Genomic DNA, 22,846 nt, shown 5'->3' on the forward strand with positions numbered 1-22,846 from the left:
AGTTTTCACCTTCCAAAGATGACACCAAATCAGCAAGAAACCTTTATTTTTAATACCCGTTTCGGGAGAATTATAGCATTGAAAGAACAAGGGATTATCAGGGCTAAAAGTATTCGCTATGCCCATTCTGAGAGATTTCAAAAACCTGTTGCTTTAAAATTTTCATCATCTGATATTATTTCTCCTGAAAAAACTCCGGTATGCCCTCAGGCTTTAAGTCCGCTTGTTGAAAAAATGATTGGGGCTACTCCTGTTGAAAGTTTTGAACCTGATGAATCTACCCAGTATCTTTCCATAACCCGGCCGGAAATAATCTCTGAAAATGAAAAACTGCCTGTCGTGGTTTGGATCCACGGAGGCTCCCATGAAATAGGCTGTGGTGACCTTACCACTGCTGATCCTGCTGAATGGGTGAAAGAACAGCATATTATAGTTATTACTGTTTCATATCGTCTGGGGCTTTTCGGCTTCCTGGGAGGAGATGAAAAAGACCCGCCAATCTTGGCCTTCTGGATATCATTGAAGCATTGAAGTGGATTAAGAAAAATAGTTCAGATCTTGGAGGAGATGAAAATAATATTACTCTTTTGGGGCAATCTTCGGGAGGCGATGCTATCGCCCATTTGATGATTTCGGAGGGAGTGGAAGGTTTATTTCAGCGGGTGATTATCCAGAGCGCTCCTCTGGGCTTACGTCATAAAAGACAGAAAATGTCTGCGGAATTTCTGAAAAAAACAGACGTATTGAAAGATGAGACCGATGTTTTAAAAATGATGGATGAATATAAGACATTCGTTCCTTCAGTGATAAAATATGGTTTGAAAGCAGCAATGCCTTTTGGAACTCAGTATGGATTCTTTCCTTTATGTAAAGAAGAAGATTCGGTGGAGATGTGGAAAAAAATGCGCGGAAATATGATGTTCTGATTGGTCTGAATAATGATGAAACGGCATTTTATCTCAAGACATCCGAGGCTTTAAATAAATATTTCGGAAAAGGATTGGGGTTGAAAATCATGGATAAAACTGTTGAAAAGACTACAGAATTCATTTATGGAGCTCCGGCAAGGCAGTTTGCAGAAAATCTGGCAGATGCCGGCGGAAATGTTTACCTGTTTAGAATTCATTCAAAATCAGAAGATAATTATATCGGGGCACCGCATTGTATTGATCTTCCTTTAATCTTTGGTAATGAAGCCGCCTGGAAATCTTCCGGATTGCTGAAAAATATTCCCTGGAGCCGTATTCATGAACAGGGTAAAAAACTAAGAGCACTCTGGGCAGAATTTGCACGTGACGGAAAAATATCTGATACCTCCGAAAAGCCGGAAATTCTGGAACTCCGGAAGATGTAACAATACATAAAGTTCACAGGAGCTTCTCATCTTACTCCATATCCCAATCAAATGCGTAAACATTCCTCCTGCGGAGGGGTGGCAAAAATTCAAAGAATTTTGAAGGGGCGGTAAACCAAAGTATCAATACTTGTTTTCCTTTTTTGATGTAAATTTTATATATTGATATGTGTTTTTAACATAAAATATTCATTCATATTGTGGTTTTTGATGTATATTTAATAACTAAACCATAAAATAATAATTATGAGAACAAACAAAGATTTCAAAGTAAGAAAACTTAACCGCCGGGAATTAAAAAGTTTGAAAGCCGGAGATCTCAACAGGGACAGAGTATGCTGTACTTCCAACGAAGACGGACAATGCTGTGAATGGGCTAAAGATATCTGGTACTGCCAGTATATCTATTGCTAAATCCAGTCTGATAAAATACAAGGCATACATGATAACCATGTATGCCTTTTTATGTATAGAAGTTTATTTTATTCCGGGATCCAGACGCTCACATTTCCCGCCGGAACAGGAAAATTGCCCCAGCCATTTTCATCAATGGTCACCTTGTCTTTACATCGTTTCAGCAAATCTTTGAATTTCTTTCCGGCGTAAAGCTTTCCTACTTCCATGGGTTTATTATAAGCATCTTTATTGCTTAAGACTACTGCACAGCCTGTATGATCATCGTCTCCTGTACGAACCCATCCAAGACAGTTGGCGTCCTCAAAATAATCATGCTGATCACCATATGCATGATCTTTTCTTGCTTTTAATAATTCTTCAATCCCATCTACTTTCGGCATGAATATCTCCTGGTCATGACCTCCTGAGTCTTTATCGATGTAATGGGCACCATACAAATCAGGATAAAATACGCATGGATAGCCATCTTTTCTTAATAATATCAAAGCATAGGCAAGAGGTTTGAACCACGAATCTACCGGAGCTTCAAGGTCCTGCAGCGGCTGGGTATCATGATTGGCCACCAGACTTACAGAATGCATCGGATCTGCCTGGGTAAGAGTTTCATCAAAAATTTTACGGAGATCATAGGAACCGCCTTCTTTTGAAGCATTATGAAAATTATTCTGAAGAGAGCTGTCAAAAAGGCTCATGCAGCCTTCAGTCACTTCAATATATTTCTGGAGCAGATGAAGATAGCCGGGAGCCCAATATTCTCCTACAGCGAAAATATTTTTACCCGAATTGGAACGGAGCAGTGTAAGCCATTCCTTATAGAAGTCGAAAGAAATATGCTTTAATGCATCCAGCCTCACTCCATCAAAATCTGTCTGGTCAAAATACCATTTTGCCCAATTGTTAAGTTCTTCCCTTACAAAAGGATTCCGGTGTTCGATGTCATTATACATCAGGTAATCATAATTTCCTTTTTCATCATGAATCATTTCTTCCCAGTCATTTCCATATTCAGATTGTATTTTATAAATATGGGATTCCATGCCTTCAGCATAATCTACACCACTGAAACAGGTGAAATTCCATTCAAAATCAGAATATTTTTTCCTCTTCCGGGAAAAGTAAATTTGGTGTAAGATTCAATTTCGATGACATCAGAAATTACTTTTTCCCTGTTTTCTTCATCTACTTTTACTACTTTGAATTTTTCCAGTTCGTCACCGCCTGCTTTATGTCCCAGAACAATATCTACAATCACTTGTATATTATGTTTTTTAAGGCTTTAATAGCTTTGATATAATCGTTTTTGGTGCCGTATTTTGTGGGAATGGTTCCTTTTTGATCAAACTCTCCAAGATCATACAGGTCATAGGCATCATATCCGATTGAATAGCCGCCATTTGTACCTTTATAAGCTGGAGGAAGCCATGCAGATGTTATTCCAAGTTTTGCTAAATATCCGGCCTGTTTTTCGGCCTCTTTCCACAATTTTCCGTCTCCTTCAGAATACCAGTGGAAAAACTGAATCATGGTTGGGTTCATACAATTACTGATTTGGTGGTTACAATTTAGTAAAAAAATATGACCTAATCATTTTCAAATTCTTCAAACGGAATTTTTAGTTGAACGGAAATCTGCTTTTTTCTTCTGTATTCAGATGGGAGAGGGATAGCCCTAGTAAGCGTACAGCCTTATCGAACGGACGAAGTTCCCAGAGTTTTTTCCCGGTATTAAAATACTGTTCGGGGAAGAAAAATAATCTTCCTTGGTGATACTTCTTGTGAAAAGAGAGAAATCTTTATACTTTATTTTTAACGTTAATGTCCTTCCGAGAATATTGTTTTTCTGTAATCTCTGATGGAGTTCCTGCGCGAGGCTTTCCAGTTTTTCATTAATCTGCTGTTCATCCAGAAGATCTTCAAAAATGTTCTTTCCACAGCCACACTTTTCTGAATCCTGTGAGGCTTTACTTCAGAAGTATGAATGCCACGCACCACATTGTAATAATGATTACCGGATTTTCCAAAAATTTTCACCAGTTCATCCAGCGATCTTTTCTTTAAATCTTTTCCTTTATAAATCCCTAAACTAAACATTTTGTTAGCCGTAACCTTTCCCACACCATAAAATTTTTCCACAGGCAATTCTTCCAGGAATTGTTCCATCTTATCCGGGTGGATTGTTTTCTGGCCATTCGGTTTATTGATGTCGGAAGCTACTTTTGCCAGGAATTTATTGACCGAAATTCCTGCGGAAGCTGTCAGCCCGGTCTGTTCAAAAATCTTCTGACGGATTTCTTTGGCGATAAGGTTGGCAGACTCCATTCCCTTTTTATTTTCGGTAACATCCAGATAGGCTTCATCCAGTGATAAGGGTTCCACAAGATCAGTATACTCGTAGAAAATTTCCCTGATTTTTTTTGAAATTTCTTTATATCTGGCAAAGCGGGGAGGAACAAAAATAAGCTGCGGGCATTTTTCTTTGGCGGTCTTACTGGGCATGGCAGAACGGACACCATATTTTCTTGCCTCATAGCTTGCTGCTGCCACTACACCGCGATGCTGCCCTCCCACAGCGATAGGCTTGCCTTTCAGTGCAGGATTATCATGCTGCTCCACAGAAGCATAGAATGCATCCATGTCCACATGAATAATTTTACGAAGAGGCAAAGAAAAATCCATATACAAAGATATGGATTCCTTTATTTACGGTAAATTTTTTATAGTATGGAAGTTTGAAGCTGGAGGCTTGAAATTAATGAAATCGATAGGGAAATTTATGTCTTAATTATCGAAAACCGATTAGAAAAGTCACAAATTATTCTTAGGACATGAACAACTTCCATCTCCCGTCTTCCTGCTTCCGGCCTTTTACGGTTTCAGTCTCATGGTAAGAAGGTGAGGCTCAAAACCAGTCTTTTCATAAGCTTTTATGGCAGATTCATTCTGAGCATATACATCCAGTCTTACCTCATTTATCCCTCTGGATTTTGACCAGGAAATAAGTTCATCGGTAATCATTTTATTGATTCCTTTTCCACGATGTTCAGGTTTGACGTACATAAAACCTAAATAGGCATATTCTTTAAACTGATAATACTCTTTCTCTGCTTTTTTAATCAGGGCATATCCTGATGCAATAATCTCATTATTTTCTTCTGCAACAATTACTGTCGCGTCCGGAGACAGTATCAGATGTTTTAAATCATAATAATGAATCTCTCCTTCAATAAGTGTACTGTTGAAAGGTCTTTCAGCAGTCACAATGCCCTGTTCAAATTCTAAAAGGATTTTTAAATCCTGTTCCGTAGCTTCTCTTGTGATCATGGTGTTATATGAATAAAATTTTAAAACTCATTGAAAGTTGATCATTTCCAATGAGTTTGTATGTTTTTAAAGTTAATGACAATTATTTTAAAAGTTGATCAATGGTTTGCTGAAGTTCAGGATCTGCAGGTGATATTGCGTAATATTTTGCAATGGAAGATTTCTGATCAATAACCATATATCTTGGGATCCAGTTAAGATCTACATAATTATTAAAATCATTTTTCCAGCCTGTGGAAAACCAATAATTTTCTTTGTGTTTCATATCAAATCTTTCAAGGCTTTTTTCAAACCCTTCTTTTGAACGGTCTAATGACAGAAATACAAAATCGATATTCTTGTTGTGCTCTTCCAGTTCCTTGGCTTTTGGAAGTGCATTTAAACAGTCTCTGCACCATCCTGCCCAGAAATCAATAACTAAAACTTTTCCTTTATGCTGTTCAAGAATCTGCTGTATGGTCACACTTTTTCCGTCTTCATCTTCCAGTTTCTGCTGTAAGGCTTCTTTTGAAAATCCTGTTTTAAGGACAGCCGGGACTTTTTGTGAATAACTTATCCCAAAAATTCCCATCATAAAAATTAATATCAACTTTTTCATCTCGTACAATTTCATTTATACAAATCTAAACAATGAATGGCAATCTGAGATTGATTTCTTCGGAATTAGGAAAAATTTATAATATTGACGGACTCTATGGGTAGGAGAGTGGAAATGTGGAAACCACCCGGCAAAAATCCTTTGAATTTTTGCCACCCCAAGGAGGGGAATGTTACGTCTTCAGTTGTAATATAAGGTTATTTCTACTGATAGTTTTTAATTAAGCCTTTTACTACGGCAATTACATTGGGCATTGCTTTGTTGGCGGCATTCAGCACTTCTTCATGGGAAACAGCGAAAGCAATATCCGGCCCGCCAAGATCTGTGATCACTGAAATACAGAAAACATCCATTCCCATATGTCTGGCAACAATGACTTCGGGAACGGTGCTCATTCCTACCATATCTCCGCCAATGGCTTTGATCATTCCGTATTCTGCAGGAGTTTCAAAGGTCGGCCCCTGGAGCGCAACGTAAACTCCCTGGTGTATTTTAATATGCTGATCAGCAGCAGCCTGTTCCGCCGTTGCCATCATTTTTTTGTTGTAAGGCTCGCTCATATCCACAAAACGAGGCCCTAGCTCATCAATATTTTTTCCACGAAGCGGGTGCTCAGGCATCATATTGATATGATCTTTCAGAATAACGATATCTGCAACACTGTAAGCTGGATTTACACCGCCACATGCGTTGGAAAGAATAAGATTTTGAACGCCCAGTAAATGAAAGACTCTTACGGGAAAAGTCACGGTTTCCATGGAATGTCCTTCGTAATAATGGAAACGGCCGCTCATCATCAGAACTTTTTCCCTTCCAGCTTTCCGTAAACCAGTTTTCCGGTATGTCCGGCTACTGTAGTTTGTGGAAAATGAGGGATATCTTTGTACTCTAAAATATGGATAGGCTCTACTTCATGCTGTAATTTCCCAAGTCCGGATCCTAAAACAACCGCAAAATCAGGAGTTTCCTGAATGATATTTTTAATGAAATCTGCAGTTTCTTTAATTTTTTCTAACATAATCTAAGATGATTTGATTGAATTCTTCTTTCTTATCAATCAGTACATTGATAGGCCAGTAGTAAACAATTTCTCTAAGATAGTCAAAAGTTTTCAGACGTACGTAATCTTTCTCTGTGGTTAAAATCAGCTTATACTCCCCTAATTTTTTATACTCGGCAAGGATTTTTTAATATCATCATCGGTAAAATTATGATGGTCTCTGAATTTTAAATGTTTCACCCTTTTTGAGAATTTTGCCAGATGCTCCAGAAGCGGTTTCGGATTGGCAATTCCGGTGATCAGTAAAATATCATAATAATTCAGGTTATTGTCCGGAAGCATTTTATCTTTTCCGTATACATTTTCGTCGTAACCGATGGATGAAAAGAATACTTTTTGTCCATGTGAAGGTTTTATTCTTGAAATATAATACCTTTTTGTTTCCTCAGTCAGTTCGTCAGGGCATTTGCTGACCATAATGATATCTGCTCTTTTATATCCTGACCTGGATTCCCTGAGATCGCCGGCAGGAAGAAGGTAATCCTTGAAAAACGGGTCATTAAAGTCGGTCATTAAAATATTGAATCCTGCCTTAATGGCTCTGTGCTGCATGGCATCATCCAAAACGAGGACCTCCAGATCCATATCGCTGATTACTTTTTTGGCACCCGGCACCCGGTCTTCGGAAACCGCAATGACAAAGCGGTTTTTAAAACGCTCAAAAAGCTGCATCGCTTCATCACCCACCATTTTGTAATTACTTTCATAATTGGTTACTTCGTAGCCTTTGGTCAGCCTTCCGTAGCCTCGTGAAAGAACACCGGTTCTGTAATGTTTGGATAAGAACTGGGCGAGATACATCACCATGGGGGATTTCCCGCTTCCGCCCACAGAAAGGTTCCCGACATTGATTATCGGAGTCTTGAATTTTGTCGACTTAAAAATTCCCAGATCATACATTGTGTTTCGGATACCCGTTACCAAATGATAACCAAGGGAAAAAGGATAAAGGTACCATCTTTTCATACGTTTGCAAAAATAGGAATTTTCATAAGCATTGATGTAATATTCTCAAAGACTTTTCAACAAATATTTCGTTAAATTAAAGTATTTTTGTGGAGTTATTACAATACATTGAGATACTTTATTGAATTTTCTTACAACGGAAAGAATTATTTCGGCTATCAGATACAGCCGGATGCTATTTCTGTACAAGGAAGAACTGGAAAAGGCGCTGTCTACAATTTTGCGCGAAGAGATTAAAACTACGGGAGCAGGAAGAACAGATACGGGAGTTCATGCCAAAAAAATATTTGCCCATTTTGATACGGAAAAAGAGTTGGATGATCAGCTTCCCCGAAGGCTGAACAGTTTTCTTCCGCCTGATATTTCCATCAAAAGGATTTTTCCTGTAAAAGATGATTTTCATGCCCGCTTTGATGCGACATACAGAACCTACGAATATTATATCTCCCTGGAAAAAAATCCGTTCACTCAGGAATCTGCCTGGCAGCACTGGAAAAGATCTCTGGATGTTGATGCGATGAACGATGCCTGCAAAATTCTTTTTGAATATGAAGATTTTACCAGTTTTGCAAAGTTAAAAACAGACAACAAAACCAATATCTGTAAAATCTACAAAGCAGAATGGGAGCAGAACGGAACTGAACTTAAATTCACAGTTTCTGCCAATCGTTTTCTGAGAAATATGGTTCGTGCTATTGTCGGAACAATGGTAGAAATAGGAACCGGAAAACTGAAGCCTGAGGATCTCCGTAAAGTAATTGAAGATAAAAACCGTAACGCTGCAGGAACTTCAGCTCCGGGACACAGGTTGTATCTGGTGGATGTAGGCTATGAATTTTAAATTAAACAAAAAAACAAATAATCATGTTATCAATTTTTATTCTTATCGGTGCTTACCGGTATTATGCACAATTAGCAGAAAGGTTTGGAAAAACAAAATGGCAGTATGGTGTTCTGGCTATCGGTATTTATTTAGGAACCCAGCTCTTGTTAGGTTTCGCCTACGGGATGTATCTGGGTATTACAGATCCTGAAACCGCAGAAAATGTAAATTATACAGGATTTTCCGCAGTGAATATCGTTGGCTGGTTGATCTCTATTGTTGCCGTTTGGGGAGTTTATAAATTCCTTGAAAATAAATTTATCAAAGAAAGATCTGTAAAACCAATAGTCGAAATTGAAGAAATAGGGAAGACTTCTGAATAAGATCTGAGCATCTCTCATTGACTGGAAGTTAAGTTTATTCTTTAAAATGGGTCGGTATAAATAATCAGGACCGGAATTGACAAAGAATATAAACTGAAGTGGAAGCAAAAGAATGTTTAATATATTCATTTTGTAAATGACAGGTATCTGAAACTTTCTATGACGATTTGCAAAAGTTGTAAAGGCAGTCCGGGTATAAAGTCTTATTTTTGCATAGAATTTTTATTTTAATTCTTTCTTTCGATTCGTACAATGAAAAAACAAGATACCTGGGGAATTATAAAAAGGCTGTTCTTTATCGGAATGAAATTTCGTTCTTGGTTTATCCTTACCCTTATCATTTCCATATTCCTTTCGATAGTTTCCACTTACAGGCCTTATCTTACCATGCAGGTGGTGGATAATGACATAACAAAGCTTCATGATAAGGCTTTGATGATGAAACATATCTATATCCTTGTAGGATTGGTATTTGCTGAAACGATTTTAAATTTTTCCTGGTTTATTTTTCAAATTTTATTTCGCAGAATGTGATCAGGGATATCAGAGAGCGTTTGTATGCTAAGCTGATTTATTTCAAGACTTCATTTTTTGATAAAACTCCGATCGGGCAGCTGGTAACACGTGCTGTAGGAGATGTGGAAACCATTGCAACAGTATATACAGATGGTTTCCTGATGGTATTCGGGGATATCCTGAGAATTCTGTTTGTATTGGTCATGATGTTCAGTACCAATGTTCACCTGAGTTATATTACACTGGCTATTTTACCTTTGATGGTAGTCATTACGAGGTTCTTCCAGAAAAGACTGAAGAAAGCATTCGGGGATGAGAGAAACTGGACCGCCAACCAGAACTCTTTTGTACAGGAAAGGCTTGCCGGAATGCCGATTATCCAGGTGTTCAACAGACAGGAAGCTGAGTTTAAGAAATTTGATGATATCAATATTACCCTGAAAGGGGCATTGCTGAGAACCGTATTTATTTTCTCTCTTTTCTTTCCGGTAGTAGAACTTATTTCATCATTATTTATAGGATTTATCCTTTTCTATGGGGGTATATTACCATCAGTGCCGGGGTGGTGATTGCATTTATCCAGTATATTTCCATGCTGATCCGCCCCTTGAGGCAGATTGCAGACCGTTTTAATAATATCCAGCGGGGAATCGTAGGTGCAGAAAGAGTGCTGGGATTGATGGATGAAGAAAATTCAATGCCGAATAACGGAACAGTGAAGAAAGATCATTTTGCCGGAAAAATTGAATTCCAGAAAGTACATTTCGCTTATGATGAAAAACAGGAAGTACTGAAAGGGATTGATTTCAAGGTAAATCCGGGAGAAACCGTAGCCATTGTCGGAGCAACAGGAGCCGGAAAATCTACCATTATCAGTTTAATCACAAGGCTGTATGACATCAATTCCGGAAATATTCTGATTGATGATGTAAACTTAAAAGATTATGAGTTATATAATCTGAGAAGTCATATCGGAGTTGTGCTCCAGGATGTATTCCTTTTTCATGGAAGTATTTTTGAAAATCTTGCCTTCGGTGATGACACTATAACACTGGATAAAATAAAAGCAGGAGCGAGAGAAATTGAAGTCGATCAGTTTATTGAGCAGCTTCCCGGCGGATATGATTATGTAGTGAGCGAAAGAGGCTCATCCATTTCTTTAGGGCAGAGACAGCTGTTATCTTTCCTGAGAGCTTATTTATCAGATCCGAAAATTTTAATTCTGGATGAGGCAACCTCTTCTATTGATCATGAAAGTGAAAAGCTGATCCAGAGAGCAACAGAAAAAATTACCAAAAACAGGACTTCCATTATTATTGCCCACAGACTTTCCACTATTGAAAAAGCAGATAAGATCATTGTGATGGAGCATGGTAAAATCGTAGAAGAAGGAAAGCATCTTGAGCTTCTGGATAAGAACGGATACTATGCTACACTTTACAAAGCCCAGCTTCGTCATGAAGTGGAAATGGAGGAAGAAAAAGAATCATAGCCCAAAGGAATTATAAATAAACAAAAAGAGAGTCATTATGATTCTCTTTTTTGGTCTAACCTTTTGTGGCTTGTAATTTATACAGTTTTTTTGTTTAAAATATCCGCTTGTACCTATCAAAGCTTTTTAAAACTGCAGAAAACAAAATTCTGAATGGTCTCAAAAGGAGTAATATGATCTTCTGTAATACACTTTACCTTTGTAAAACCAACTCCAAATTTTTCAGTTAATGATTCATCATCATACTGCTGAATATCCAGTCCGCTGCATTTGGTGGGACCGTTTTTAGAAAAAGTTCCGATAATCATAAAATTGTTTACATGCTTTTCTGCAATATCAATATATTTTGAAACCTGCTCCGGAGTTGTAAGGAAATGAAAGGCGGCCCTGTCATGCCAGATGTCATACGTTTCCGTAGGTTCAAAAGCAGTAATATCTGCCGCAATCCATTTTACTTTGCCGGCTGCATCTCCCAATCTTTCCTGCGCTTTTTCCAAAGCTTTGGCTGAGATATCAAGTACCGTAATGTTTTCGTAGCCTTCCTCAAGAAGAAAATCCACCAGGTTGCTGTCTCCACCTCCGATATCAATGATGCCGGCATCTTTTCCCAATCCTGAAGATGTAATAAAGTCAAGCGACGTCTGAGGTTTTTTCTGGGTCCAGCTTACCTGGTCCGGGTTTTTGGTTTCATATACGTTTTCCCAGTGGTTTTTGTTGTCGGAAGATATCATGATTCTTTTAATTGATTATTGATCTCTTCAAATTTATTAATTAATTCGTCAATTTTCCCCTGCTGTTTTTTTATGGTTCGCGGTCTCAGATAAAACCAGTTGAAAGCAATCCAGGCCGAGGTTACAGCATAGGTCAGAATTGCTGAACCAAGAGTCATTCTTGAAGTGTATTCATACATATAAAAGCATATTCCGAGAAACAGCATCATGAAATAGAGGTTGAGTATGGTGGTCTGCATAAACTTCTGCTTATTTTTTACCACATATAAACTTTGCAGATATTCGTTATTTGACTGGGTCTGATCAATTTTGTAGAAAACCATAAACATTTTGTTGTAGGCAAGTAAGAAAATAACCATTCCCAAAACTACAAGTACAATCCCGATTTTTGTAGTGATCATTTCAGGCTGGTAACGGTACCAGATGAAAAGAATCAATAAAGAAGTAGCAATTAATCCAATATTAGCAAAGATCAGTCTGCGCAGATTCTGATTTCTGAATTTTTTCAGTTTACCGAGAAGCTCTTCCATATTGGGTTTGTTGGAAGTCTGCTGCTTCCATATATTTTTAAAATCTATATTAGAATCCATTTTCTTTAAACTTTTGCGTTAATTTTTCTTTTATTCTGTGAATCTTTACCCGGATATTGGATTCTGAAAGTCCTACAATATGGGCTATTTCAGCCTGTTTTACCTCTTCCAGTTCCAATGAAATGATGATTCTGTCTGTTTCCGGCAGCTCAGAAATATACTGGTAGAGCATCTGGATCTGGGGTTCCATGGATTCCTGCTTTTTCTCTTCCAGATTAACCGGTAAATCTGCTTTGGCAAATTTCTTTTCCTTTTCAATCTGCCGGAGACAGTTATTGGAAGCAATTCTGAAAATCCATGTTCCTACGCTGGATTCATTCCTGAATTTAGGAAGCTGCTGCCATACAATGATAAAGGTTTCCTGGGCAAGATCCTGGGCAAGTTCGGTGTCGTTCACATATCCCATGCATAAACGGAATATCCTTTGCCAGTAGAGTTCGTATATCTCTTCAAAAATCATTATTTCGAAGATAAAAAGTTAGTAAGCTGGTTAAAATACCAATCCTTGTCATCATACATGATGAAGTGCAATCCTTTTGAAGCATACTGCATATTGACATTTTTTAAATTCCTGTACTGGCTTTCAATCGTTGGTTTAAGGTTAACAAAAAACGATTCCAGAAGAATAAGAGAAGGACATTGTATGTTTTTTATTTTCTCTCTGAGATCGGTATTGGAAAAGTCGCAGTACATTTTAGCAAATGTTTTTCGGTCCGACTTCATGCTCCAGCCGATTACAGTTTCCTGCATAGAAGTATCTGCCAGAAGACGTGGGATTGCCTGAGCCTGCATTTTTCGGAACTGCTCATCATTCATAGCAGTTAATTGAGTAATGGTGGATGAACAGTCATTATTCTCTTTTACACTGAAATTGGGATCAGACATTGCTGCCAGGCACGGAAGAGTATCAATAATAATGATTTTACCTGCAAGTTCCGGATAATCGGCTGCGATAGCTAAGGCAAGCCCCCTCCCATACTGTGCCCGATAAGGATAGGCTTGTCAATTTTATGATCTCTGATATAAGCTGCAATTCCTTTTTCCCAATCTCTAAAGCTGGCCTCTGCCTGCGGTTTTGTTCCGGCAAATCCTGCCATCGTTAAAGTATAACAAGTGAAGTTGTTTTCAAACTTTGCAGTCGTTTCGCTCCATACATCTCCTGAAGAAGCAAACCCTGGAATAAAAATTAATGACTGGTTACCTTTTCCGGTTTTCTTTACTTCAAACGGATATGCTGTTTGCTGTCCAAATATATTGCACACCGCTAAAAAAAATAACATGATGATAAGAAGGAATGTAAATTTTTTCATGATTTCTAAAGTTTTAAGGTTTATTTGTCTTTTAGAGACGAAACTTTAAAAAATGTTACACAAAAATTTATTTTTTATGAAAAAAATTATTTCTCCTTCTCCGAAACCCTTATATTCAGGGTAAAACCATATGGAATTTATTTTATAAAAATTATTAATCTAATATTCTTCCATAGAATCTGCTGATGTCAAAATAAAATCCCGGCACTTTATATTTGCCTTTTTCAAACTCCTGATAATCACATTTTCCTTTCAGGCTTTGTGATTGGGTTTCCATCTGGAACCTGTTCAGAAGTACGTATTCATCAGTTACGGAAATAACATGAAAGCCTGTTTCACATGTCAATCCATCACCGGATGTCAGAATAGCGCCTAATAGCCCATGGAAGTTTCCTGCAATTTTTCTTGCAGTTTCATCATCATTATTTAAATGATACAGATAGGCGAGATAATTCATGGCACGCAGATCCAGCGGATTTTCATCCAGAGCACCCAAAAACAGCTGGATTCCTTTTGAGAGGTCTTTTGTGAAATACCTTCTCCACTGTAATATTTGGCTACTTCCTCAGCTTTCTTCCCGGTCTTATAGGGCTGATATTCTTTTTGAAAGGTATAACCAAAATAAAGATGACGATATTGGCTGCCTGTAAGAAGCGTATCATTCTGTTTTAATCTTTTTAAAAGCTTCGGATAATAGAATTCCGAGTTTTTATCTTCAATATTTTTTGAATTACTGCATAATCCGGTGTTTGAATTCCATTTTCTGAGCATTCAGAAAAGTGAGAAGTGTTAAAAAGAATAATGATAAAAATGCTTTAATAATCATGGTTTGTATAATGTTGTTGCGATTTTTTATGAAGTTAAAAATACGAAATATGTATCAATCGGATATTATTAACTGACTATTTGTAAAAAAAATGATAAAATATTGACAAAGTGTTATTTTGTGTTGATAAATTTACTAACTTTATTCAGAATTTGAGAGACAACCCCTAATATTTGAAGGGGTAAGTGGAATTTTTAACTAAAAACCAAAAATATTAATGAGCAGTAGTATCCAAGATGAATTTAAAGTCTTCAAAGACGAATTGAGAAAGTTGAATATCGAAGTACAGAAAGTAGTAAAGGTGGGAAACGGAAGTATGGATTTCCACGAGGTTTTCTACAAATCGCCAAGGTATCAGGAGGTGAAAAGCATATATGTCCAGCGTCATAATCTGGACAGTATGATTGAAAAATTTAAACAGGCCTATCATTAAAATAGAAATTGCGCCGCAGGAATCTGCGGCGCAATTTTTTATAAAGTTCTGAACTTTAATCTTTATCCAGGGTAGAGTTTTTTTAGTATCCTTCATTCCGATATAAACAACCAGAGAAAAGAGAATACATCCGGTAATGTACCAGTAAAAGTATTCTTCAGAACCAATTTTCTTAAACCAAAGTGCAATATATTCTGCAGTTCCTCCAAATACAGCCACAGTAATAGCATAAGGAAGGCCTACGCCAAGTGCCCGGATTTCAGAAGGGAAAAGTTCGGCTTTTACTACTGCGTTGATGGAAGTGTAGCCGCTTACAATAATTAATGCAGCCATGATCAGGAAAAATGCAGTCCAGATTGAAGTGGTAGTGCTGAGGGCTGTAAGAAGCGGAACCGTACATAAAGTTCCCAGTATTCCAAACCCTAAAAGGAGCGGTCTTCTTCCGATTTTGTCAGAAAGCCCTCCAAATACAGGTTGGAGACAGGCAAATATAAATAATGAAATAAAGGAGACCAGGGTAGATTGTTCCTTGGTAAGATGAACCGTATTAACCAGGAATTTCTGCATATATGTTGTGTAGGTATAAAACGCCAGCGTTCCTCCTAATGTAAGACCTACAACAGTAAGCAAAGCTTTCGGGTGTTTCAGCAACTCCTTTACCGTTCCTTTTTTCTTTTCACTCACATCTTTCTTATTCTCAAAAGCTTCGGTTTCATGGAGATTAGCCCGAAGATACAATGCGATAATAGAAAGCATGGCCCCGATCACAAAAGGAATTCTCCAGCCCCATTCTTCCAGTTGGATTTCGGTCAGAAGCAATTTCTGTAAAATAAGCTGAATTCCTAAAGCAATCAGCTGACCGCCAATTAAAGTGACATATTGAAAACTTGAATAAAATCCCCTTCTGTCCTGTGTAGACATTTCGCTGAGGTAAGTTGCGGAGACTCCGTATTCTCCACCAACACTTAAGCCCTGAAGCAGCCTTGCAAGTAAAAGTAATAAAGGGGCCAGAATGCCTATACATTCGTAAGTTGGAGTAAGCGCTATCAGTAATGATCCGAAAGACATCAGCAAAACGGAAAGCGTCATCGCTTTTTTCTTCCGATCTTATCTGCAATACTCCCGAACATCCATCCACCTATTGGCCTCATGAGAAAACCTACAGCAAATATTCCCGCAGTATTCATCAGTTGTGCATTAAGATCAGAATCCGGGAAAAAAGAATGCGAAAAAATAGATGGCAAAGGCAGCATACGCGTACCAGTCATACCATTCGACAAGATTTCCGATAGATCCGCCTATGATCGCCTTGATTCTTTGGCCGGTGGTGATTGAGATTGAGTTCATCGTATAATTTCAGGAAGTTTTTATAATGGGATCCAAGATACAAATTTCAGAAAAAAATAAACCGTACTGATAAAGAACGGTTTATTATAAATTGTGTATTTAAAATCTGTATCCAATCGAAAGTCCGCTTCTGAAACCTGCCCAGGGACCGTCTACTTTTATTCTGGCTCCATTGGCATTGGTTTCCACGGTATATTTTACGAATGGAATATCGAGGTTTTCTATTTCTTTTTTAATTGGGCCTGCATGTCGGGCGTCAGTACATAATCTGAGGTCATGGTAAAATCGCCCTTTCCACTTCCATAGTGAGCTCCTGCAATCCAGAAGTCCAGCACAAGATTCTGGCTTCTTGTTAAAAAGAACTGTACCCCAACCATCAGCCCGCCGCTGTTTCCTTTGGTATCTCCCTGCCCTTTAATAGGAATCTGGTAGGTAACCCCACCCGGCCCCTTATAATCATAATAAAAATCAAAAGTATTGGAGGTGACGCTGGAGTAGCGGTAATAAGGCGCAAAATAAAACCCTTTCCCATAGCCTTTACCGATATAAAATCTAGGTTCAATGGTGAAATTGGTTGCTTTTACTCTAAGATTCTGGAATCTTTTCTCATCTTCATCTTTCAGAAAGGCATTAATGAAAGGCACTTTCCCTTCCGGCATAGTTCCAAAGCCGATATTCACAGAAAACCACTGGTTAATGGCCCGTTCATAAGACAGATTGATATTTCTGAATGCATAGGCCGTGACATTGGTTTTGATGATATTCATCTTTTCTGCCGAATCATTTTGAATCTCCTGTGCCTCCAATACAGGAAACAGAAAGCACGGAATTAATATGAATAACTTTTTCATGACTTTACATTTTGCGGTGTAAAAAAATAACCAGCAAAAAACGGGCTGAATTTAACATAATAATTAGAATTTACATGGAAATTATGAATATTTTTTAATAAGTTGTAATTATAAATGTAATAAACATCGGAGATGGGTTGTCCTAATGGTATAATTCATCTTCAGAATGAAAAAAACTATATATACCATTTTCTTCCTTTGCGGAACTTTCATATTTTCTCAGGAGAAGAAAAGTGATACGGCTGATGTAGCGGCTGCCAAAGAAATTCAGGAAGTTATTTTAAAATCTCAGCGGAAAAAACAGTTTGCGGATAAAGCCGTTTATACTTTTGATAAGGAGGCTCTGGAAAAAGCCCGATATGCAAAAGATCTCCTTCGCACCCTCCCGGAATTACAGCTGAATCCTGTAGCGAATACGGTTACCAGTACAAAAGGAGGAACGACATTATTTCTTATCAATGGAATTGAAGCTACGGATACGCAGATCCGGAGTGTAGCACCCAGTGAAGTAGTAAAGGTGGAATATTATGATATACCACCGGCAAGATGGGCAACACGAGCTGATACTGTAGTTAATATTCTGACAAGGTCTACGGAAACGGGATATGTTTTTGGTGCTGATGTTTCCACAGCTTTGAATACAGGTTTTGTGAATGGATCTGCCTATGCCGATTATACAAAAGGAAAAAATAATTTCGGGCTGGAATATTCCCTGAATCTGAGGGATTATAATGACAGAAGGGTAAACAGTATCTATGACTATCAGCTGAACGGTAAACATTACCGTTCTGATGAAAACAGGACGGATCATTTCGGCTATACTTTCCAGAATATCGCTGTGCGGTATACCAGGCTGGTCCCTGATGATTATGCTTTTCAGGCCAAGCTGAATATGGATATTTTCAGCAGGTTTTCAAAAGGAACAGGGCAGAGTATATTTACTGAAGATGTCCTGAAAGAGGAGCATGCAATGTTTAAAAATAATGGTTCAGATTATGTAATTCCCAGGCTGGATCTTTACTATTCAAAAAAGATTGGTGAAAAAGATGAGCTGAGCATTAATGTAGTGGGATCTCACTATACTACCAATACTTCCGAAACAGCAGGCGAGTGGATTGTAGGTTCAGGTCTGTCAGTATATGATAATGATATGATGCTGAAAGCAAAGCAGACAAGTCTGGTAGGGGAGCTGGCACATACCCATGATTTTAAAGCAGGAAAGCTTTCGTCCGGATACCGTATTTCAAGGTCTTCCATTTCCAACGACCTCAATAACCTTGCCGGCTATTCCCAATACAGCGTTAATTATCTGGAGCAGTATTTTTATACAGAATTTTCTGGAAAAGTTGATCAATTCAGCTATCGTATCGGTGCAGGTCTTACGAATATTCACAACAAAAGTGCAGAGAATACTTTTGATGAATGGACTTTTACTCCGAAGGTTATTTTAGCGTATCAGATTAAAAGCAATCAGAATCTTCGTTTTACATCAGGTTACAGTCCGGTGAGCCCGTGGAGTAATGCTTTGAGCAGTAATGTAGTACAATTGGCACCCAATGTTGTTCAGAGAGGAAATCCTTTCTTGGAATCTCAACAGGTATTTTCCAATAACCTGACCTATTCTTTTAACAATAAATATTTTGACTTTAATGCAGGTTTATTTTACCGGTATACCAACAGGATCATCAATCAGTATTATGTTCAGGATGACGTATTGGGAGGCTATGCACTCACTTATGAAAATGGTAAAAACGGACAGCGGTATGGCGTACAGCTTACAGGATCTTATAAACCTTTCGGAAACAGTCTGCTTGTAGTAAAAGCTGTGATCACACCTACTTCTGAAACCGTGAAGACAAGTACCGGTGCTTTGATTAAAAATGATTATTTGGGAAATTATTTTGTAGTTTCTTCGGAGTATAAATCTTTTTCTGTACAATATCAGGTTAATATTCCGGTGTACAGCCTTAGCGGGGCTTTCCTGAATACAAACGAAAACCAGAATAATATTTTTGTCAGTTATAAACATAAAAACTGGACATTTTCCACAGGAATGTACTGGATAGGAATGCCTTCGGAATACAAAACGAAAAGTTTACCCGAAAGCTTGGTAGATTATAGAGTTCATACTCAGATTATGAATAATAAATCGATGTTTGTATTGGGGCTCAGCTATGATTTTTCAAAAGGGAAAAAAACGGAGATGCAGAGAAAGCTTAATAATGAAACGGCTCCTGCAGCCACCTTTTAGATGCTAATTTGAATGTTAATAAGAAATCCCCGCTCACTTGTAGGAACGGGGATTTTGCTTTTGTTATTTCTTGATGAATTTTGTTTTTTTTGTGCCTGCAGCATTTTTTCCGCTGATCTCAATGAAGTAAGACGCTGGCGGAAGGTCTGAGATCTGTACGGTTCCGGATTTTATATCTGAAGTTTTAACCAGCTTTCCGTCCAGGCTGTAAATATTTGCTTTGGAATAATTATCCGTATTTCCTTTGAAGCCGATAAAATCCTGCGCAGGATTAGGATAAACCATTAAATTTTCCTTTTTCACGGCATTGCTGGTTGACAGGAATGTTTCATTTAAAGCCAATGCAGTGGCTGCTGTCTGGTTGATGCTCAACAACGGAATGCTGATATTTCCGTTTGTGGAAATCAGCAGCGCATATCTGTGAGAAGCATCATAATAAGCATATGCTGTGTTGGTAACTGTTCCGATAGGGTTGGAATAAATTACATCAAAAGATAAATATAAATTAAAGTTCTGGGTATACTTTACTCTAAGAACATTGCTGTACGTCTGGCTGCCTATAATCAAAGTTCCATATGCATCGGCCTGAGTAGCCATTGTACCGCTGAACAGCCCGTTGACTACGGATGAGGTGAAAGTCCCTTTGGCGGTGTCATTTTGAGCGGTTCCAAAAGAAGTTGGATAATTATTATAAGTTCCGTTATCTGCACTAAAGTTTAAGGTGGCCTGTGGACTTACAATTCCTGTAATTTCCAGCTTAGTGTCAGATGCCTTATAATAAATGGTATTTGTTCCATCCATTATTTTAATCGTAGAACCCGGAAATGTAGTAAGTTCAGTAGAAGTAGGAACAGAATAAGTTGTTTGTGATGAAGCGCCCATTGTAAGACTTCCGTTCGAAAAAGTAACATTAGCTCCGGTTGCAGAGTTGTCTACAGTTCCGGTTACAAGGTTGTAGTTAACAAGATCTCCGGAAACAGGATCGTTGGCTGCTTTGGTAAGCGTAATCTGCGCAGAGAACATGGCAGAAGTCCCTAATAAAAAGAGTATTGTTTTTTTCATAGTCAAAAATATTATTTGTTAAAATTAAACTTGTTTAAACTTTTATTTTCCTGAGCAACAAGACAGAAAAGGCCAAATAACGTAGAGTTCTCCGGGCTATATTCAAAGTTTCAAACCTTACCGGTTTATCTTTGCTTATGAGTTCCAGATTTTAGTTCTTTTTTTTGCAACTCTGAATTGCTGATTTTATGGAAACGCTTTCTTTAAAAAAGTTTAAACAGCTTTGTATGCAAAAATCTCAATAATCAATAATAACAGAAAAAAATATTGTAAAAATTGATTGTACTCACTGTCATTTTAAATTCATGACACCTAGCCCAAAAACTACATATTAAAATTTCCTGACTGATAAATTTTCAGCAGAATCCATAAAACTCTTTCTCTGTGGTGCTGATTTGGGCTGGCTGCTGCAGGATCTCTATTGGTTCCGGCCGTTCTTTCAAAAGGTTCATAAAGATGGCCTCACAGACCAATACTTCGTCATTCACTTGTATTTCAGGAAACAGATGGGAATGAAAATCCGGAGACATATTCCTGCATTGCCTTTGATTTGATGACAAAATCATTGGCCTGCTGTGCTGCCGTGGGGCTTCCCTGAACCGGATTGTCTTTTCCGCCGTCTACATGGAACATACTCTGGGGATTAACAGTATTAACCCCTACCTGTGAGAATACCAGGCTGCCTGCAAAAACCAAACAGTACTGTAAAAAACTTTTTCATTAAAAGCAATCAGAATCTTCGTTTTACATCCGGTTACAGTCCGGTGAGTCCGTGGAGTAATGCTTTGAGCAGTAATGTAGTGCAATTGGCACCTAATGTTGTTCAGAGAGGAAATCCTTTCTTGAAATCTCAACAGGTATTTTCCAATAACCTGACCTATTCTTTTAACAATAAATATTTTGGCTTTAAACCTTCCGGAAACAGTCTGCTTGTAGTAAAAACTGTGATTGCACCTACTTCTGAAAGTAACGGTGCTTTGATTAAAAATGATTATTTAGGAAATTATTTTGTAGTTTCTCCGGAGTATAAATCTTTTTCTGTACAATATCAGGTTAATATTCCGGTGTACAGCCTTAGCGGGGCTTTCCTGAATACAAACGAAAGCCAGAACCATATTTTTGTGAGCTATAAACATAAAAACTGGACATTTTCAATAGGGATGTACTGGATAGGAATGCCTTCCGGGTATAAAACAAAAAGTTTACCGGAGAGCCTGGTTGATTATAGACTTCATACTCAGATGATGAACAATAAACCGATGTTTATACTGGGGCTCAGCTATGATTTTTCAAAAGGAAAAGAACGGAGATGCAGAGAAAGCTTAATAATGAAACGGCTCCTGCAGCCACCTTTAGAGGCTAATTTGAATCTTAATAAAAAAATCCCCGCTCACTTGTAGGAGCGGGGATTTTGCTTTTGTTATTTCTTGATGAATTTTGTGTTTTTTGTGTCTGCAGCATTTTTTCCGCTGATCTCAATGAAGTAAGACGCTGGCGGAAGGTCTGAGATCTGTACGTTTCCGGATTTTATATCTGATGTTTTAACCAGCTTTCCATCCAGGCTGTAAATATTTGCTTTGGAATAATTATCCGTATTTCCTTTGAAGCCTATAAAGTCCTGAGCAGGATTAGGATAAACCATTAAGTTTTCTTTTTTTACGGCATTGCTGGTTGACAGGAATGTTTCATTCAAAGCCAATGCGGTGGCTACTGTCTGGTTGATGCTCAACAACGGAATGCTGATATTTCCGCTTGTGGAACTTAGCAGTGCGTATCTGTGAGAAGCATCATAATAAGCATAAGCGGTATTGGTAAGTGTTCCGATAGGGTTGGAATAAGTAATATCAAAAGTCGGATACAGATTAAAGTTTTGTGTATATTTTACCCTGAGCACGTTGCTGTACGTTTGATTTCCTATAATCAGGGTTCCGTACGCATCAGCAACGGCCGTCATTGTACCGCTGAACAATCCGTTGGCGGAAGATGAAGAGAAGGTTCCTTTGGCTGTGTCGTTTTGTGCGGGTCCGTAAGTTAGCGGATAACTGATATAGGTACCGTTGTCCACACTAAAGTTTAAGGTGGCCTGAGGGTTTACAATTCCCGTGATTTCCAGCTTAGTGGCAGATGCCTTATAATAAACGGTAGTTGCCCCATCTATCATTTTAATAGTAGAACCTGGAAAAGTTGTTATCTCAGTAGAAGTAGGAACCGAATAGGTCGTTTGTGACGAGATGCCCATTGTAAGGCCTGGGTTTGAGAACGTAACGTTGGCTCCTGTTGCAGAGTTGTTTACAGTTCCGGTTACATGGTTGTAATTAACAACATTCCCGGCAATAGGGTCATTGGCTGCTTTGGTAAGCGTGATCTGCGCAGAGAACATGGCAGATGCTCCTAATAAAAGGAGTAAAGATTTTTTCATAGTCAGAAATTTTTGTTAAAAATAATTAAAAAATAGTATTCAAATGTTAATTTATTTTGTTTTTAATTGAATTTTTGAAAAAACCGCCTGCTGATCA

At 38.0% G+C, this 22,846-nt stretch carries 23 protein-coding genes and 6 pseudogenes; 9 read left to right on the top strand and 20 right to left on the bottom strand.

Annotated features, from left to right (window positions below; genetic code table 11):
• Positions 1–18: 18 nt before the first annotated feature.
• The 4 genes from OWR28_RS05240 to OWR28_RS05255 all read left to right on the top strand — a co-directional run bounded on the left by OWR28_RS05240 (position 19) and on the right by OWR28_RS05255 (position 1,768).
• On the top strand, positions 19–531 hold the full coding sequence (locus OWR28_RS05240; protein WP_332385742.1) for a carboxylesterase family protein: 513 nt from the start codon (positions 19–21) through the stop codon (positions 529–531).
• A complete protein-coding gene (locus OWR28_RS05245) occupies positions 528–926 on the top strand; it encodes a carboxylesterase family protein (protein WP_332385743.1) in 399 nt (132 codons plus the stop codon). The genes OWR28_RS05240 and OWR28_RS05245 overlap by 4 nt, the downstream gene beginning before the upstream one ends.
• On the top strand, positions 893–1,354 hold the full coding sequence (locus OWR28_RS05250; RefSeq protein ID WP_332385744.1) for a carboxylesterase family protein: 462 nt from the start codon (positions 893–895) through the stop codon (positions 1,352–1,354). The genes OWR28_RS05245 and OWR28_RS05250 overlap by 34 nt, the downstream gene beginning before the upstream one ends.
• Positions 1,355–1,600: 246 nt before the next feature.
• Positions 1,601–1,768, top strand: coding sequence for a hypothetical protein (locus OWR28_RS05255; RefSeq protein WP_332385745.1), 168 nt, complete (start codon positions 1,601–1,603; stop codon positions 1,766–1,768).
• 68 nt (positions 1,769–1,836) lie between these two features.
• Here OWR28_RS05255 and OWR28_RS05260 read toward each other — a convergent pair whose 3' ends face one another.
• The 8 genes and pseudogenes from OWR28_RS05260 to lpxK all read right to left on the bottom strand — a co-directional run bounded on the left by OWR28_RS05260 (position 1,837) and on the right by lpxK (position 7,715).
• Complete coding sequence (locus OWR28_RS05260; protein WP_332385837.1) at positions 1,837–2,904, bottom strand: alpha-amylase; 1,068 nt, start codon at positions 2,902–2,904, stop codon at positions 1,837–1,839.
• Positions 2,823–3,023, bottom strand: a complete 201-nt coding sequence (locus OWR28_RS05265) for a hypothetical protein (protein WP_332385746.1) — start codon at positions 3,021–3,023, stop codon at positions 2,823–2,825. Before OWR28_RS05265 ends, OWR28_RS05260 begins: the two co-directional genes overlap by 82 nt.
• Positions 3,020–3,307 (bottom strand): hypothetical protein, encoded by a 288-nt coding sequence (locus tag OWR28_RS05270; protein ID WP_332385747.1) that lies wholly within the window; start codon positions 3,305–3,307, stop codon positions 3,020–3,022. The genes OWR28_RS05265 and OWR28_RS05270 overlap by 4 nt, the downstream gene beginning before the upstream one ends.
• 44 nt (positions 3,308–3,351) lie before the next feature.
• Positions 3,352–4,446: pseudogene (dinB, locus tag OWR28_RS05275) on the bottom strand (DNA polymerase IV).
• 189 nt (positions 4,447–4,635) lie between these two features.
• Complete coding sequence (locus OWR28_RS05280; RefSeq protein ID WP_332385748.1) at positions 4,636–5,091, bottom strand: GNAT family N-acetyltransferase; 456 nt, start codon at positions 5,089–5,091, stop codon at positions 4,636–4,638.
• Positions 5,092–5,173: 82 nt separating this feature from the next.
• The gene (locus OWR28_RS05285; RefSeq protein ID WP_332385749.1) at positions 5,174–5,689 is read right to left on the bottom strand and encodes a thioredoxin-like domain-containing protein; all 516 of its coding nucleotides are present in this window, start codon (positions 5,687–5,689) and stop codon (positions 5,174–5,176) included.
• A 203-nt stretch (positions 5,690–5,892) separates the two neighbouring features.
• Positions 5,893–6,707: pseudogene (locus OWR28_RS05290) on the bottom strand (purine-nucleoside phosphorylase).
• Positions 6,691–7,715, bottom strand: a pseudogene (gene lpxK / locus OWR28_RS05295) (tetraacyldisaccharide 4'-kinase). Before lpxK ends, OWR28_RS05290 begins: the two co-directional pseudogenes overlap by 17 nt.
• A gap of 108 nt (positions 7,716–7,823) precedes the next feature.
• Here lpxK and truA point away from each other — a divergent pair.
• From truA to OWR28_RS05310, 3 genes and pseudogenes are all read left to right on the top strand, one after another.
• Positions 7,824–8,556 (top strand): annotated as a pseudogene (gene truA, locus OWR28_RS05300) (tRNA pseudouridine(38-40) synthase TruA).
• A 23-nt stretch (positions 8,557–8,579) separates the two neighbouring features.
• Positions 8,580–8,921, top strand: a complete 342-nt coding sequence (locus tag OWR28_RS05305) for a hypothetical protein (RefSeq protein WP_332385750.1) — start codon at positions 8,580–8,582, stop codon at positions 8,919–8,921.
• Between the two features lie 252 nt (positions 8,922–9,173).
• Positions 9,174–10,929: pseudogene (locus OWR28_RS05310) on the top strand (ABC transporter ATP-binding protein).
• 116 nt (positions 10,930–11,045) lie between these two features.
• Here the strand turns inward: OWR28_RS05310 and OWR28_RS05315 are convergent.
• The 9 genes and pseudogenes from OWR28_RS05315 to OWR28_RS05355 all read right to left on the bottom strand — a co-directional run bounded on the left by OWR28_RS05315 (position 11,046) and on the right by OWR28_RS05355 (position 17,017).
• The gene (locus OWR28_RS05315; protein WP_332385751.1) at positions 11,046–11,660 is read right to left on the bottom strand and encodes a class I SAM-dependent methyltransferase; all 615 of its coding nucleotides are present in this window, start codon (positions 11,658–11,660) and stop codon (positions 11,046–11,048) included.
• The gene (locus tag OWR28_RS05320) at positions 11,657–12,250 is read right to left on the bottom strand and encodes a hypothetical protein (RefSeq protein ID WP_332385752.1); all 594 of its coding nucleotides are present in this window, start codon (positions 12,248–12,250) and stop codon (positions 11,657–11,659) included. The genes OWR28_RS05315 and OWR28_RS05320 overlap by 4 nt, the downstream gene beginning before the upstream one ends.
• A complete protein-coding gene (locus tag OWR28_RS05325; RefSeq protein ID WP_332385753.1) occupies positions 12,240–12,710 on the bottom strand; it encodes an RNA polymerase sigma factor in 471 nt (156 codons plus the stop codon). The genes OWR28_RS05320 and OWR28_RS05325 overlap by 11 nt, the downstream gene beginning before the upstream one ends.
• Positions 12,710–13,135, bottom strand: coding sequence for a hypothetical protein (locus OWR28_RS05330; protein ID WP_332385754.1), 426 nt, complete (start codon positions 13,133–13,135; stop codon positions 12,710–12,712). The genes OWR28_RS05325 and OWR28_RS05330 overlap by 1 nt, the downstream gene beginning before the upstream one ends.
• Before the next feature lie 71 nt (positions 13,136–13,206).
• Positions 13,207–13,560, bottom strand: a complete 354-nt coding sequence (locus tag OWR28_RS05335) for an alpha/beta hydrolase (RefSeq protein WP_332385755.1) — start codon at positions 13,558–13,560, stop codon at positions 13,207–13,209.
• A gap of 154 nt (positions 13,561–13,714) precedes the next feature.
• Positions 13,715–14,331, bottom strand: a pseudogene (locus OWR28_RS26830) (DUF4919 domain-containing protein).
• A 269-nt stretch (positions 14,332–14,600) separates the two neighbouring features.
• Positions 14,601–15,908 (bottom strand): MFS transporter, encoded by a 1,308-nt coding sequence (locus OWR28_RS05345; RefSeq protein WP_332385756.1) that lies wholly within the window; start codon positions 15,906–15,908, stop codon positions 14,601–14,603.
• 114 nt (positions 15,909–16,022) lie between these two features.
• Complete coding sequence (locus OWR28_RS05350) at positions 16,023–16,166, bottom strand: hypothetical protein (RefSeq protein ID WP_332385757.1); 144 nt, start codon at positions 16,164–16,166, stop codon at positions 16,023–16,025.
• A 221-nt stretch (positions 16,167–16,387) separates the two neighbouring features.
• Positions 16,388–17,017 carry a DUF3575 domain-containing protein gene (locus OWR28_RS05355; protein ID WP_332385758.1) on the bottom strand — a complete coding sequence of 210 codons (630 nt, stop codon included), beginning with the start codon at positions 17,015–17,017 and terminating at the stop codon, positions 16,388–16,390.
• A gap of 166 nt (positions 17,018–17,183) precedes the next feature.
• Between OWR28_RS05355 and OWR28_RS05360 the strand changes: the two genes are divergently transcribed.
• Complete coding sequence (locus tag OWR28_RS05360; protein ID WP_332385759.1) at positions 17,184–19,268, top strand: TonB-dependent receptor domain-containing protein; 2,085 nt, start codon at positions 17,184–17,186, stop codon at positions 19,266–19,268.
• A 63-nt stretch (positions 19,269–19,331) separates the two neighbouring features.
• Here the strand turns inward: OWR28_RS05360 and OWR28_RS05365 are convergent, their stop codons facing one another.
• Positions 19,332–20,330, bottom strand: coding sequence for a T9SS type A sorting domain-containing protein (locus tag OWR28_RS05365; protein WP_332385760.1), 999 nt, complete (start codon positions 20,328–20,330; stop codon positions 19,332–19,334).
• Positions 20,331–20,825: 495 nt separating this feature from the next.
• The gene (locus OWR28_RS05370; protein WP_332385761.1) at positions 20,826–21,026 is read right to left on the bottom strand and encodes a hypothetical protein; all 201 of its coding nucleotides are present in this window, start codon (positions 21,024–21,026) and stop codon (positions 20,826–20,828) included.
• 68 nt (positions 21,027–21,094) lie between these two features.
• On the opposite strand from OWR28_RS05370, the gene OWR28_RS05375 reads away from it, so the two are divergent.
• Complete coding sequence (locus OWR28_RS05375) at positions 21,095–21,730, top strand: hypothetical protein (RefSeq protein ID WP_332385762.1); 636 nt, start codon at positions 21,095–21,097, stop codon at positions 21,728–21,730.
• Between the two features lie 20 nt (positions 21,731–21,750).
• Here the strand turns inward: OWR28_RS05375 and OWR28_RS05380 are convergent, their stop codons facing one another.
• Positions 21,751–22,749 carry a T9SS type A sorting domain-containing protein gene (locus OWR28_RS05380; protein WP_332385763.1) on the bottom strand — a complete coding sequence of 333 codons (999 nt, stop codon included), beginning with the start codon at positions 22,747–22,749 and terminating at the stop codon, positions 21,751–21,753.
• Positions 22,750–22,846: the final 97 nt, after the last annotated feature.

Source organism: Chryseobacterium sp. 1B4, assembly GCF_036631475.1.
In the GTDB taxonomy this organism is placed as follows: Bacteria; Bacteroidota; Bacteroidia; order Flavobacteriales; family Weeksellaceae; genus Chryseobacterium.

Coding starts and splice junctions, on each gene's coding strand:
- OWR28_RS05240 (WP_332385742.1), top strand. CDS start 19: ATGACACCAAATCAGCAAGAAACCTTTATTTTTAATACCCGTTTCGGG.
- OWR28_RS05255 (WP_332385745.1), top strand. CDS start 1,601: ATGAGAACAAACAAAGATTTCAAAGTAAGAAAACTTAACCGCCGGGAA.
- OWR28_RS05270 (WP_332385747.1), bottom strand. CDS start 3,307: ATGAACCCAACCATGATTCAGTTTTTCCACTGGTATTCTGAAGGAGAC.
- OWR28_RS05280 (WP_332385748.1), bottom strand. CDS start 5,091: ATGATCACAAGAGAAGCTACGGAACAGGATTTAAAAATCCTTTTAGAA.
- OWR28_RS05285 (WP_332385749.1), bottom strand. CDS start 5,689: ATGAAAAAGTTGATATTAATTTTTATGATGGGAATTTTTGGGATAAGT.
- OWR28_RS05305 (WP_332385750.1), top strand. CDS start 8,580: ATGTTATCAATTTTTATTCTTATCGGTGCTTACCGGTATTATGCACAA.
- OWR28_RS05315 (WP_332385751.1), bottom strand. CDS start 11,660: ATGATATCTTCCGACAACAAAAACCACTGGGAAAACGTATATGAAACC.
- OWR28_RS05320 (WP_332385752.1), bottom strand. CDS start 12,250: ATGGATTCTAATATAGATTTTAAAAATATATGGAAGCAGCAGACTTCC.
- OWR28_RS05325 (WP_332385753.1), bottom strand. CDS start 12,710: ATGATTTTTGAAGAGATATACGAACTCTACTGGCAAAGGATATTCCGT.
- OWR28_RS05330 (WP_332385754.1), bottom strand. CDS start 13,135: ATGTCTGATCCCAATTTCAGTGTAAAAGAGAATAATGACTGTTCATCC.
- OWR28_RS05335 (WP_332385755.1), bottom strand. CDS start 13,560: ATGAAAAAATTTACATTCCTTCTTATCATCATGTTATTTTTTTTAGCG.
- OWR28_RS05345 (WP_332385756.1), bottom strand. CDS start 15,908: ATGACGCTTTCCGTTTTGCTGATGTCTTTCGGATCATTACTGATAGCG.
- OWR28_RS05350 (WP_332385757.1), bottom strand. CDS start 16,166: ATGAACTCAATCTCAATCACCACCGGCCAAAGAATCAAGGCGATCATA.
- OWR28_RS05355 (WP_332385758.1), bottom strand. CDS start 17,017: ATGAAAAAGTTATTCATATTAATTCCGTGCTTTCTGTTTCCTGTATTG.
- OWR28_RS05360 (WP_332385759.1), top strand. CDS start 17,184: ATGAAAAAAACTATATATACCATTTTCTTCCTTTGCGGAACTTTCATA.
- OWR28_RS05365 (WP_332385760.1), bottom strand. CDS start 20,330: ATGAAAAAAACAATACTCTTTTTATTAGGGACTTCTGCCATGTTCTCT.
- OWR28_RS05380 (WP_332385763.1), bottom strand. CDS start 22,749: ATGAAAAAATCTTTACTCCTTTTATTAGGAGCATCTGCCATGTTCTCT.